Source organism: Thiothrix sp. (assembly GCF_028714775.1).
Classification (GTDB): Bacteria; Pseudomonadota; Gammaproteobacteria; order Thiotrichales; family Thiotrichaceae; genus Thiothrix.
Genome location: NZ_JAQTLS010000011.1, coordinates 77,338 through 90,537, shown reverse-complemented (window position 1 = coordinate 90,537; position 13,200 = coordinate 77,338). Strand labels below are relative to the sequence as shown.

General features: G+C 54.7%; 10 protein-coding genes. 5 read left to right on the top strand and 5 right to left on the bottom strand.

All coding sequences use genetic code 11. The annotated features are described in order from the left end of the window. Nucleotides 1-2: 2 nt before the first annotated feature. Genes PHE17_RS12000 through carA form a run of 5 tightly spaced genes read right to left on the bottom strand, consistent with a single transcriptional unit; the run spans nt 3 to nt 6,238 of the window. Nucleotides 3-731, bottom strand: a complete 729-nt coding sequence (locus PHE17_RS12000) for an adenosylcobinamide-GDP ribazoletransferase (protein ID WP_301016099.1) — start codon at nt 729-731, stop codon at nt 3-5. Between the two features lie 26 nt (nt 732-757). After that, entirely contained in the window at nt 758-1,363 is a 606-nt protein-coding gene (gene cobC, locus PHE17_RS11995; RefSeq protein WP_301016098.1) for an alpha-ribazole phosphatase family protein, read from the bottom strand. Beyond that, complete coding sequence (greA, locus tag PHE17_RS11990; RefSeq protein ID WP_301016097.1) at nt 1,363-1,848, bottom strand: transcription elongation factor GreA; 486 nt, start codon at nt 1,846-1,848, stop codon at nt 1,363-1,365. The genes cobC and greA overlap by 1 nt, the downstream gene beginning before the upstream one ends. Before the next feature lie 15 nt (nt 1,849-1,863). Then, nucleotides 1,864-5,085 carry a carbamoyl-phosphate synthase large subunit gene (carB, locus tag PHE17_RS11985; protein ID WP_301016096.1) on the bottom strand — a complete coding sequence of 1,074 codons (3,222 nt, stop codon included), beginning with the start codon at nt 5,083-5,085 and terminating at the stop codon, nt 1,864-1,866. A gap of 13 nt (nt 5,086-5,098) precedes the next feature. Next, a complete protein-coding gene (gene carA, locus PHE17_RS11980; RefSeq protein WP_301016095.1) occupies nt 5,099-6,238 on the bottom strand; it encodes a glutamine-hydrolyzing carbamoyl-phosphate synthase small subunit in 1,140 nt (379 codons plus the stop codon). A 295-nt stretch (nt 6,239-6,533) separates the two neighbouring features. Between carA and PHE17_RS11975 the strand changes: the two genes are divergently transcribed. The 5 genes from PHE17_RS11975 to prpF all read left to right on the top strand — a co-directional run bounded on the left by PHE17_RS11975 (nt 6,534) and on the right by prpF (nt 13,185). Then, nucleotides 6,534-7,265 carry a GntR family transcriptional regulator gene (locus PHE17_RS11975; protein WP_301016094.1) on the top strand — a complete coding sequence of 244 codons (732 nt, stop codon included), beginning with the start codon at nt 6,534-6,536 and terminating at the stop codon, nt 7,263-7,265. Then, a complete protein-coding gene (gene prpB, locus PHE17_RS11970) occupies nt 7,216-8,103 on the top strand; it encodes a methylisocitrate lyase (RefSeq protein ID WP_301016093.1) in 888 nt (295 codons plus the stop codon). Before PHE17_RS11975 ends, prpB begins: the two co-directional genes overlap by 50 nt. A gap of 12 nt (nt 8,104-8,115) precedes the next feature. Continuing rightward, nucleotides 8,116-9,264: a 2-methylcitrate synthase gene (prpC, locus tag PHE17_RS11965; protein ID WP_301016092.1), complete on the top strand. Its 1,149-nt coding sequence runs from the start codon at nt 8,116-8,118 to the stop codon at nt 9,262-9,264. Nucleotides 9,265-9,403: 139 nt separating this feature from the next. After that, nucleotides 9,404-12,007, top strand: a complete 2,604-nt coding sequence (acnD, locus tag PHE17_RS11960; RefSeq protein ID WP_301016091.1) for a Fe/S-dependent 2-methylisocitrate dehydratase AcnD — start codon at nt 9,404-9,406, stop codon at nt 12,005-12,007. After that, nucleotides 12,007-13,185: a 2-methylaconitate cis-trans isomerase PrpF gene (gene prpF, locus PHE17_RS11955; protein ID WP_301016090.1), complete on the top strand. Its 1,179-nt coding sequence runs from the start codon at nt 12,007-12,009 to the stop codon at nt 13,183-13,185. Before acnD ends, prpF begins: the two co-directional genes overlap by 1 nt. The last annotated feature ends 15 nt before the right edge of the window (nt 13,186-13,200 follow it).

The window sequence follows — 13,200 nt, the reverse complement described above, 5'->3', positions numbered from 1 at the left end:
TTTCAAGACAGTACGGCAGCAGCAAACAAGCCCAGTGTTTCCAGCAACACAATGCTTGCCCCAATGCCTTCCCATGTCATGCCGCCGCTACGTTGCACCATGCGGAAGCGGATCAGCATCAAAGCAACAAACATCACAAACATCGGCAACCCCACCACCAAGGCCAACGGCACTGCCATCAGCAGCCAGACGAACAGGGCAAGGTAAGGAAACTCGATGCGGAATTCGTGCGCCAAAGTCGCGTTACTGGCAACCGGGGTAAAACCAATCAGGGCAACTGCCAATAGACGTGCCACAATCGGCGCTAGCAGGATGTAGATTAAAGCATCATATTCGAGCAATACCGACAGCGCAGAAAACTTCATCATCATGATCAGGGCGATAACCCCCATCACCCCGAGATTATCAGAGGCAGACGCACCACCCTCTTGATCTTCCGAGCGGGCAAACATCCAACCACTGACGCAATGCGCCAAGGCATCCAGATGGTGCAATTCACTGACGAATAACCACACCGTCAATAAGATGACCGAAGCCAAAATCGGCTCCACATCACGCAACACCCACCACGCTGTAGCGACCAACACCGCCCCCATCAATCCCCCAATAATGGGGAACCAAATCAGGCCGCGCCCCCGTTCCTCAGCAGAAAAGCTGGCGACCTTCGGGGCTGGCAGGCGCGTCAACATGGCTAGGGCAGCCTGAAATGAACGCCATAAATTTTTCACCATGAGTGCCCCCTATCTATTTCTTTTGATCAACAACCGTGAGTTAGCAGACTTGCCCATTCTCCGCTGCGGTCACGCAAAACCCGGAGACGGGTCAACGTACCGTATTCAACATTCAAGGACAGCAAACGCTCATCCGGCATTTGCAAAACATGCCCGACCAACAAACGGATGATGCCTGCGTGTGTTACCACCAGAATTCGTCCGCCGCGCCATTCCTGCTGCAAGTCGTCCCACACATCCAATACCCGCGCTCGAAATTCAGCGAAATCTTCACCACCAACAGGCGTAAACTGTGCCGGGTTTGCCCACCATTGCGCCAACTTTTCAGGCTGGCTCTGCATGATTTGCTGGGGGGAACAACCTTCCCAATCACCGAAGTGGATTTCCCGTAAACGCTCATCCACCGTCAGGGGCAGGCTATGCTTGTCAGCATACCACTGCGCGAACGCTGCACATTGCACTTTCGGGGAAGTGACAACCGCATCCCACGCGGGTTTGGCCTGCCCAAAAGCTTGTTTAAGCTGTTTCCAGCCTGCCTTACTTAACGGCGTTTCCAGCTCGCCACAGAAAACATCACCAGCTTCCACCGCACCGTGTTGCAGCAAGCCGATATGGGTAGTATTGGCTGGCACTACTGGTAACGGATGTCGATAATTTCATACTCACGTACACCGCCGGGCGCTTGCACCACAGCAACATCGCCTTCTTCCTTACCGATCATGGCACGCGCAATCGGGGAAGAAACCGCCACCCGGTTTTGCTTGATGTCAGCTTCCAAATCACCCACGATCTGGTAGGTAATGGTATCGCCCGACTCGATTTCTTCCAGTTCAACGGTCGCACCGAAAACGACCTTACCGGCATTCATCGCACCCACAGCAACCACGTCAATGATTTGCGCCAATGACAGTATGCCTTCCAGCTCTTTGATGCGGCCTTCGCAGAAACTTTGTTGTTCGCGGGCAGCATGGTATTCGGCGTTTTCTTTCAAATCGCCGTGTTCCCGCGCTTCAGAAATAGCCTGAATAATACGCGGGCGGTCTTCCGTTTTTAGGCGTTGCAGTTCGGTTCTCAAACGTTCAGCACCCGTAGCAGTTAGCGGTGGTCTTGCACTCATCGCTCGTTCATCCTCTTATTGTGTTATTTCCTGATGTAAATCTTGTAAGCAGTAGACTTGCTCGCTATCAGTGTAGGCCATCGCCATGCACAATGCCCGCGCACCTTCAATCGTGGTGGTGTAGGTAATTTTGTGCTGCAAGGCTTCGCGGCGAATCTCAAACGAATCGCGGGTCGACTGCTCACCTTCGGTCGTATTTACGATCAGGTCAATCTCTTCATTCTTAATCATATCGACAATGTTAGGGCGGCCTTCGCGCATCTTATTGACGATTTCGCAGGCAACACCGACGTTTTGCAATTCACGCGCCGTGCCACGGGTAGCAATGATCTTGAACCCCTGCCCTGTCAACATATCACCCACTTCCTTGAGATGGCGACGGTCAGCTTCGCGCACGCTGATGAATGCCACACCCGACGTTGGGTAAACTTCGCCTGCTGCGTATTGCGCTTTGCCGAAAGCTTCGGCAAAGGTTCTGCCCACGCCCATAACTTCGCCAGTGGATTTCATTTCCGGGCTGAGGATCGGGTCAACGCCGGGGAACTTGATGAACGGGAATACCGCTTCTTTCACCGCGTAGTAAGACGGGATGATTTCGTTCAACGCCTTCTGGGTAGCCAGACTCTGGCCTGCCATGCAACGTGCCGCCACTTTTGCCAGTGGGCGACCAATTGCTTTGGAGACGAATGGCACTGTACGTGACGCACGTGGGTTCACTTCCAAAATGTAAACGTCATCGCCCTTGATCGCAAACTGGGCATTCATCAGGCCGATAACATTGAGGGCTTTGCCCATGCGCACCATTTGCTCACGCAGTTGGTCTTGGATGTCCGCACGCAAGGAATACGGCGGCAAGGAACACGCCGAGTCACCGGAGTGGATGCCCGCCTGTTCGATGTGCTGCATAATGCCGCCGATCAGGACGTTTTCACCGTCGCAAATTGCGTCAACGTCGACTTCAATTGCGTCATCCAAATAACGGTCGAGCAACACGGGGGAATCGTTGGAAACCGATACAGCCGTAGTCATGTAACGGCGCAGTTCGGATTCGTGGTAAACGATTTCCATCGCCCGACCACCAAGCACGTAAGACGGACGCACGACCAACGGATAACCAATTTCATCCGCCAAGCGTACTGCTTCATCAATGCTTTTCGCGGTACGGTTTGGTGGCTGCTTGAGGCCGAGTTTATTGATCAATTGCTGGAAGCGTTCGCGGTCTTCTGCCAAGTCGATGGAATCTGGCGATGTACCGATGATTGGCGCACCCAAGGCTTCCAAATCACGCGCCAATTTCAGCGGAGTTTGCCCACCGTATTGCACGATCACGCCGTAAGGTTTTTCCAGATCGACGATTTCCATCACGTCTTCGAGCGTCAGCGGCTCAAAATACAAACGGTCAGAAGTATCGTAGTCGGTAGAAACAGTCTCTGGGTTGCAGTTGACCATGATGGTTTCAAAGCCATCATCACGCAAGGCCAAGGCCGCGTGCACGCAGCAGTAGTCGAATTCGATCCCTTGACCGATACGGTTTGGGCCGCCACCCAGTACCATGATTTTCTTGCGGTCGGTCGGGTTGGATTCGCACTCTTCTTCGTAAGTGGAATACATATACGCGGTGTTGGTGGCGAATTCCGCCGCGCAAGTATCCACGCGCTTGTACACGGGGCGCACATTCAGGCGATGACGCGCTGAGCGCACAGCCTTTTCAGTTTCGTGCAGCAATTTGGCTAAGCGACGGTCAGAGAAACCTTTACGCTTGATATTGCGCATTTCATCGGCGGAAAGGCTGTTCAGCAGGCGTTCTTTCAGGCCGTTTTCAATATCCACCAGTTCTTTCAACTGCACCAAGAACCACGGGTCGATGCTGGTCAAGCCAAACACTTCTTCCACGCTCATGCCGAAACGGAAGGCATCAGCAACGTAGAGAATACGTTCGGCGCTGGCTTCGGTCATTTGGCGACGCAGGGTATCTTTGGCATCCGGCTCTTGCGGGTTAACGCGCTCGTTCAAACCGTCAATGCCAGTTTCCAAACCACGCAAGGCTTTTTGGAACGACTCTTGGAAAGTGCGCCCCATCGCCATGACTTCACCCACGGATTTCATCTGCGTGGTCAAGCGTGCATCGGCTTGCGGGAATTTCTCAAAGGTGAAACGCGGGATTTTGGTCACTACGTAGTCGATGGAAGGCTCGAACGACGCAGGTGTTGCCCCGCCAGTGATTTCGTTGCGCAACTCATCCAGTGTGTAGCCAACTGCCAGTTTCGCCGCGACTTTGGCAATCGGGAAACCTGTGGCTTTGGAAGCCAGCGCGGAAGAACGTGACACGCGCGGGTTCATTTCGATAACGATAATGCGCCCGTTTTTCGGGTTGACCGAGAACTGCACATTGGAACCGCCGGTATCCACCCCGATCTTGCGCAATACCGCGATGGATGCGTTACGCAGCAACTGGTATTCCTTGTCGGTCAAGGTCTGCGCAGGTGCAACGGTGATGGAGTCACCCGTGTGGATGCCCATCGGGTCAAGGTTTTCAATGGAACAGATAATGATGCAGTTGTCGTTACGGTCACGCACGACTTCCATTTCATACTCTTTCCAGCCCAGCAGGGATTCTTCCAGCAGGACTTCGGTGGTCGGGGACATATCCAAGCCACGCGCCACGATGGTTTCAAATTCCTGACGGTTGTAGGCAATCCCGCCGCCGCTGCCACCCATCGTGAATGAGGGGCGGATAACAATCGGGAAACCCAAGCCAGCTTGTACCGCACGCGCTTCGTCCATCGTATGCGCCACGCCAGAACGGGCGGATTCGAGGCCGATTTCATCCATTGCAATGCGGAATTTCTGACGGTCTTCCGCCATGTCGATGGAAACTTCGTTCGCACCGATCATGTCCACGCCGAACTTTTCCAGCACGCCGTGGCGGGAAAGGTCGAGGGCGCAGTTGAGCGCGGTTTGTCCGCCCATTGTCGGCAGCAGCGCATCAGGGCGTTCTTTTTCAATGATCTTGGCGACGGTTTCCCAACGGATTGGCTCGATGTAAATCGCATCAGCCATTTCCGGGTCAGTCATGATGGTCGCGGGGTTGGAGTTGACCAGAATGACGCGGTAGCCTTCCTCACGCAGCGCCTTACACGCTTGTGCACCGGAGTAGTCGAATTCGCACGCCTGACCGATAATGATCGGGCCTGCACCAATAATCAGGATACTTTTAATGTCTGTCCGTTTAGGCATGATCTCTCACCAATCAGTTTTTTGCGGCACGCATCAAGTCAATGAAGCGGTCGAAAACAGGCGCAACGTCGTGCGGGCCGGGGCTGGCTTCGGGGTGTCCTTGGAAGCTCAGTGCGGGGCAATCAGTACGTTCAATGCCTTGTAAGGTTCCATCAAACAGGGAGCGGTGAGTGGCACGCACGTTCGCAGGCAAGGTGGTTTCATCCACCGCAAAACCGTGGTTTTGGCTGCTGATCATGACGCGCTTGCTGTCCAAATCCTGCACCGGATGGTTGGCTCCGTGATGCCCGAACTTCATCTTGACGGTTTTCGCACCGCTAGCAAGGCCGAGTAATTGGTGGCCTAAGCAAATGCCAAAGGTTGGCACTTTCTGTTCCAGCACTTCACGGATCGCGGTGATGGCATAATCACACGGCTCTGGATCGCCGGGGCCATTGGAAAGGAACACACCGTCCGGTTGCATTGCCAAGACTTCTGCCGCAGGAGTTTGCGCCGGAACCACAGTCACACGGCAACCACGGTCAACCAGCATCCGTAGGATATTGGTTTTCACGCCGTAATCGTAAGCCACCACGTTGAATTCAGCCGTATCGGCGGTGGAAGGGCGCGGGGTTGCTGGGTTCAACTGCCAACTGCCTTCTGTCCACACATAGCTTGCGCCGACAGTGACTTCTTTCGCCAAATCCATGCCCTTCAGGCCAGGGAATGAACGTGCTGCATCGAGCGCGGTATCCACGGAAAGGTTTTCACCTGCCATGATGCAACCACGCTGCGCACCTTTTTCACGCAGGATACGTGTTAGGCGGCGTGTGTCGATGTCCGCAATGGCAACAACCTTATGACGGGCAAGGTAATCAGGTAGCGATTCTTCCGCCCGCCAGCTACTGTAAACCGTGGGTACATCACGCACGATTAAACCAGCGGCATGGACTTGCGTGGATTCGCAATCTTCCTGATTAACACCGACGTTGCCGATGTGGGGGTAAGTCAGGGTGACAATCTGACGTGAATACGACGGGTCAGTCAGGATTTCCTGATAGCCTGTCAGCGCGGTATTAAAGACCACTTCGCCAGTGGTTTGGCCATCACAGCCGATAGAACGCCCGTGGAAAACACTCCCGTCTTCCAGCACCAGCAGTGCTTGCTTGTTCAAAAGAACCTCCGAAATCTACATACAAAACGGGATGAGGCAATGGCTCATCCCGTCGAAAATCAGTAGAAGCGCATTTTACTCGCTGCCCGACAGAGTGTCTATGTAAGGATTTGTCAGGATGTGCACCGCAGCATCCATAAAAACCCAACAAAATGCACCAAAAACCCTGTAACGTAGGGGCGAACACAATAACCTATTTTTATTGTTGTTAACAAAATTCCAGAAATACTTCACTTTTTCGCCAAAAGTGATACCATCGAACCAGAGATTGTCAACAATCCAAGAGATAAGTACCATGTTAGCACCATACACAGCGGAAGGTACATTAGCAGATATGGCATCGTCGCGACTGACACAAGCCATTATCACAGGTGAACTGATCCAAGGCCAAAAACTGAATGAAACAGACTTGGCGGAACGCTACGGCATCGGGCGCGGCCCTTTGCGCGAAGCCTTACGCCAACTCGAAGGAATGCGTTTGGTCAGGCGCATCCCCCATGCAGGTGTGCGCGTCGTCACCCTTAACCGGGAAACGATGGCGGACTTGTATGCGGTGCGCGAAGCACTGGAAGGCATGGCTTGCCGCACTGCCGCCATGCGCATGACCGATGAAGAAGTTGCCACGCTGCAAAACCTGCTCGACAAACATGCCGAACAAGTGGAAGCCAGCGATGGCAAAGAATATGTCCAGAGCGAAGGGGATTTCGATTTCCACTACCAAATCGCCTTGGGCAGCCGCAACCAGATGCTGATCGACTTGTTGGCAGATGAGTTGTACCAATTATTACGCATGTGCCGTTACCGCACGAGCCGTTTGGCGAAACGTACCCGCCCGGCACTGCAACAGCACCGCCACATTGTCGAGGCAATTGCAGCCCGCGACGGTGAATTAGCGGAAATTTTAATGCGCCGCCATATCAGTGGGGCATGGTTATCAATCAGTAACATGATGGAAATGGAGGAGGAAGCAAACGATTATGGGAAAACAAACACCAGGCCAAAAACTGCGTCAGGCTGTGCTGGATAATCATCCTTTACAAGTAGTAGGCGCTGTCACTGCCAATTGCGGCATCCTCGCGGAAAAAGTTGGGCACAAAGCCCTGTACCTGTCAGGCGGTGGCGTTGCCGCATCCTCATTGGGTATCCCTGACCTTGGCATTACTACCCTGCACGACGTGCTGGAAGATGCCAAACGCATTACTGCCGTCACCTCTTTACCGCTGCTGGTTGACGTTGATACAGGCTGGGGCGGCACATTCAACATTGCCCGCGCTACCCGCGAAATGATCCAAGCTGGCGTTGCCGGTTTCCACATCGAAGACCAAGTAATGCAAAAGCGTTGCGGTCATCGCCCTAACAAAGCCATCGTTAGCCTTTCCGAAATGGTTGACCGGGTGAAATCCGCTGTGGATGCACGTACTGACGACAGCTTCGTGATCATGGCACGTACTGACGCACTGGCGGTGGAAGGGATGCAATCCGCTATCGACCGCGCCATGGCCTGCGTCGAAGCCGGTGCAGACATGATCTTCCCTGAAGCCATGAACAAACTGGAACAGTACGCAGAGTTCACTAACGTGATTAAGGTTCCGGTACTGGCAAACATCACCGAATTCGGTGCAACCCCGCTGTACACCACCACCGAACTCGCTGCTGTCGGCGTGCAACTGGTGCTGTACCCGCTGAGTGCCTTCCGTGCGATGTGTAAAGCGGCTGAAAATGTTTACACCCACCTGTTGAATGATGGTACGCAAAAGAACGTGATCGACACCATGCAAACCCGTATGGAACTGTACGACACCATCGGCTACCACGCCTTTGAACAGAAACTCGACCAGTTGTTTGCCGAAAAAGGCGCAGAATAATCAGGAGGCTCCATGTCAGAACAGATTTTACCTAAGGCGAAAAAATCCGTCGCCCTGTCCGGCACGGCTGCCGGTAATACCGCCATTTGTACCGTAGGTCGCACTGGCAATGACCTGCACTATCGCGGCTATGACATCCTCGACTTCGCCGAACAGGCCGAATTTGAAGAAATCGCCCACCTGATCGTCCACGGCAAACTGCCGAATGCGTCTGAACTCAAAGCGTACAAACGCAAGCTGAAATCGCTGCGCGGCCTGCCGATGCCCGTCAAGCAAGCACTCGAAGCCCTGCCACCTTCCACCCACCCGATGGATGTGATGCGCACCGGCTGTTCCGTGCTTGGCGCGTGTATGCCTGAAAAAGAGCATCACCCTGCTGCTGATGCCCGTAACATCATCGACCGCATGATTGCCAGCTTCGGTTCCATGCTGCTGTACTGGTATCACTACGCCATCAACGGCAACATGATTGAAGTGGAAACTGACGACGAAACCGTCGGCGGACATTTCCTGCACCTGCTGCACGGCGAAAAGCCTAGCGAATCGTGGGTACGTGCCATGCACACCTCGCTAATCCTGTACGCGGAGCACGAATTCAACGCCTCTACCTTCGCTGCTCGCGTCATTGCAGGCACGAATTCCGATATGTATTCCTGCATTACAGGTGCTATCGGCGCACTGCGCGGCCCTAAACACGGCGGCGCGAACGAAGAAGCGCAACGCATCCAAACCCGCTACAACAGTGCCGATGAAGCCGAAGCCGACATCCGCGAGCGCGTCGCCAAGAAGGAAATCGTCATTGGTTTCGGGCATCCGGTTTACACCATCGCTGACCCACGTAACGTAGTCATCAAGCGCGTTGCCAAACAGCTTGCTGAAGAAAACGGCGACATGAAGATGTACGACATCGCCGACCGTCTGGAAAGCACCATGTGGGAACTGAAGAAAATGTTCCCGAACCTCGACTGGTTCTCTGCCGTGTCCTACGGGCAAATGGGCGTGCCAACCGATATGTTTACGCCGATTTTCGTCATCTCCCGCGTGACTGGCTGGGGTGCGCATGTGATCGAGCAGCGTGAAGACGGCAAGATTATTCGCCCGAGTGCGAACTACGTGGGGCCAGAAAATCTGGTGTTTGCGCCGTTGGCAGAACGTGGCTGAAGAACCCCTCACCCCCTAGCCCCCTCTCCCTCAAGGGGCGAGGGGGAACAAGAAAAAAGCCACTCTTAGCCCCTCTCCCCTTGAGGGAGAGGGGTTGGGGTGAGGGGTATCCCGTAGGGACAAAACAAGGATTAACTAAATGATGAACACCGAATACCGTAAACCGCTCCCCGGCACGAATCTGGACTACTTCGATACCCGCACAGCGATCGAAGCCATCCAACCGGGCAGCTACGACATCCTACCCTACACCTCACGTGTACTGGCAGAACAACTGGTACGCCGTTGCGAACCGGAAATGCTGACCGATTCCCTAAAGCAGCTCATCGAAGGCAAGCAAGACCTTGATTTCCCGTGGTATCCAGCCCGCGTTGTCTGCCACGACATCCTCGGTCAAACCGCACTGGTTGACTTGGCTGGCCTGCGTGACGCGATTGCTGACCAAGGCGGCGACCCTGCGAAAGTGAACCCTGTCGTTCCAACCCAGTTGATTGTTGACCACTCGTTGGCAGTCGAATGCGGCGGCTTTGACCCCGATGCCTTCGCCAAAAACCGCGCCATCGAAGACCGCCGCAACGAAGACCGTTTCCACTTCATCGAGTGGACCAAAACCGCCTTCAAAAACGTCGACGTAATTCCGGCGGGCAACGGCATCATGCACCAAATCAATCTGGAGAAAATGTCTCCGGTGATTCAGGCGCGTGAAGGCGTGGCATTCCCTGATACCTGCGTCGGTACTGACTCGCACACCCCACACGTTGATGCTTTGGGCGTTATCGCCATCGGCGTCGGTGGTCTGGAAGCCGAAACCGTCATGCTGGGTCTGCCATCCATGATGCGCCTGCCCGACATTATCGGCGTGAAACTGACCGGCAAACGTCAACCGGGCATCACCGCCACCGACATCGTGCTGGCCATCACCGAATTCTTGCGTAAAGAACGTGTGGTTTCTGCTTGGCTGGAGTTCTTCGGCGAAGGTGCGAAAAACCTGACCATCGGCGACCGTGCCACCATTTCCAATATGACCCCGGAATTCGGCGCGTCTGCTGGCATGTTCTATATCGACGAACAAACCATCGACTACCTGAAACTGACAGGTCGTGAGCCTGAACAAGTTGCTCTGGTTGAAAACTACGCCAAAACCACTGGTTTGTGGGCAGATGCACTGGTTAACGCAAAATACCCGCGTGTACTGGAATTCGACCTGTCTACCGTCGTGCGTAACATGGCTGGCCCTTCCAACCCACACCGTCGTTTACCAACATCTGACCTGGCAGAACGTGGCATTGCGGTGAATCTGGCAGCGGCGCAAGCCGAAGAAGCTGAAGGCAAAATGCCGGATGGCGCGGTGATCATTGCCGCAATCACGTCTTGCACCAACACCTCCAACCCACGCAACGTGGTGGCGGCTGCCTTGCTGGCACGCAACGCCAACAAGCTGGGTCTGGTACGTAAACCGTGGGTCAAATCCTCGTTCGCACCGGGTTCTAAAGTAGCCGAGCTGTACCTGAAAGAAGCGGGTTTGCTGACGGAACTGGAACAACTGGGCTTCGGGATCGTCGCATTCGCTTGCACCACTTGTAACGGCATGTCGGGCGCACTCGACCCGGTTATCCAGCAAGAAATCATCGACCGCGACCTGTACGCAACCGCTGTATTGTCTGGCAACCGTAACTTCGACGGGCGTATCCACCCGTATGCCAAGCAAGCGTTCCTCGCGTCCCCACCATTGGTCGTAGCTTACGCGATTGCCGGAACAATCCGTTTCGACATCGAAAAAGATGCATTGGGTACGGACAAAGATGGCAACCCCATTACGCTGAAAGACATCTGGCCTGCTGACGAAGAAATCGACGCCATTGTTGCCGCCTCAGTTAAGCCTGAACAGTTCAAACAAATTTACATCCCGATGTTTGATTTGGGTGTGATTGAACAGGCGAAAAGCCCATTGTACGACTGGCGACCTATGTCCACCTACATCCGCCGCCCGCCTTACTGGGAAGGTGCATTGGCAGGTGAGCGCACCTTGAAAGGGATGCTGCCGTTAGCGGTGTTGCCCGACAACATCACCACTGACCACCTGTCGCCTTCCAACGCGATCATGCTGAACAGTGCGGCGGGCGAATACCTGCACAAAATGGGCTTGCCGGAAGAAGACTTCAACTCTTACGCCACCCACCGTGGCGACCATTTGACGGCGCAACGCGCTACTTTCGCCAACCCCAAGCTGATCAATGAAATGGCAGTGGTGGATGGTCAAGTCAAGCAAGGTTCTCTCGCTCGCGTAGAGCCAGAAGGCCAGGTCATGCGCATGTGGGAAGCCATCGAAACCTACATGGAACGCAAGCAACCGCTGATCATCGTCGCGGGCGCTGACTACGGTCAAGGTTCCAGCCGTGACTGGGCTGCCAAAGGCGTGCGTCTGGCAGGTGTTGAAGCCATCGTTGCGGAAGGTTTCGAGCGCATCCACCGTACCAATCTGGTCGGTATGGGCGTGCTGCCGCTGGAGTTTAAGGCTGGCGAAACGCGCAAGACTTACGCCATCGACGGCACCGAAAGCTATGACGTGGAAGGTGAGATTTCCCCGCGTGCAACGCTAACCGTGGTAATGCATCGCAGAAACGGCGAAACCGTGCGTATTCCTGTGACTTGCCGTCTGGATACTGCTGCGGAAGTGCGCGTCTATAATGCGGGCGGCGTACTGCAACGCTTTGCGCAGGACTTCCTCGAAGGAGCAGCGTAATGTCCCACGTTCCTCAAATCAAAATCCCCGCTACGTATATGCGTGGCGGCACATCCAAGGGTGTATTCTTCAACCTGACCGACTTGCCCGAAGCCGCGCAAGTCCCCGGTGCTGCACGGGATGCAATCTTGTTGCGCGTTATCGGCAGCCCCGACCCGTATGGCAAGCAAACCGACGGCATGGGTGGCGCGACTTCCAGCACCAGCAAGACTGTGATTCTGGCGAAAAGCGAGCAGCCCGACCATGACGTGGATTACCTGTTTGGGCAGGTTGCCATCGACAAGGCGTTCGTGGACTGGAGCGGTAACTGTGGCAATTTGACCGCAGCGGTTGGCTCTTTCGCCATCAATAATGGCTTGGTCGATGCCGAGCGCTTACCGCAAAACGGCATTGCCGTGGTACGCATCTGGCAGAAAAACATCCAGAAAACCATTATCGCTAACGTGCCGATGACCAATGGCGAAGTGCAGGAAACCGGCGATTTCGAGCTGGATGGCGTGACCTTCCCAGCAGCCGAAGTACAGGTGGAATTCATCAGCCCGGTGGATGCCACTGACGCAATGTTCCCCACTGGCAATCTGGTGGACGAGCTGGACGTGCCGGATGTGGGCACGTTCCAAGCCACCATGATTAATGCGGGTATCCCCACCGTGTTTTTGAACGCGGCAGACCTTGGTTACACCGGCTGCGAATTGCAGGAAGCCATCAACGGCGATGCCAAAGCACTGGCAATGTTTGAAACCATCCGCGCTTACGGTGCGGTAAAAATGGGCTTGATTGCGGATGTTGCCGAAGCCGCAGGTCGTCAGCACACGCCTAAAGTCGCGTTTGTTGGCAAGCCAGAAGCCTACGTGTCATCCAGCGGCAAACAGATCAATGCCACCGACATTGACCTGAATGTACGCGCCTTGTCGATGGGTAAGTTGCACCATGCGATGATGGGCACGGCTGCTGTTGCTATCGGTACTGCCGCTGCGATTCCCGGTACATTGGTGAACCTCGCCGCTGGCGGTGGTGATCGCAGTGTTGTGACCTTCGGACACCCTTCCGGTACGTTGAAAGTGGGCGCTGCTGCCAGCGAGACTAACGGCGACTGGAAAGTGGAAAAAGTCGTGATGAGCCGCAGTGCGCGGGTGTTGATGGAAGGCTGGGTACGCATTCCGGGCGACAGTTTTTAAGCTAGAGAGGAGGAG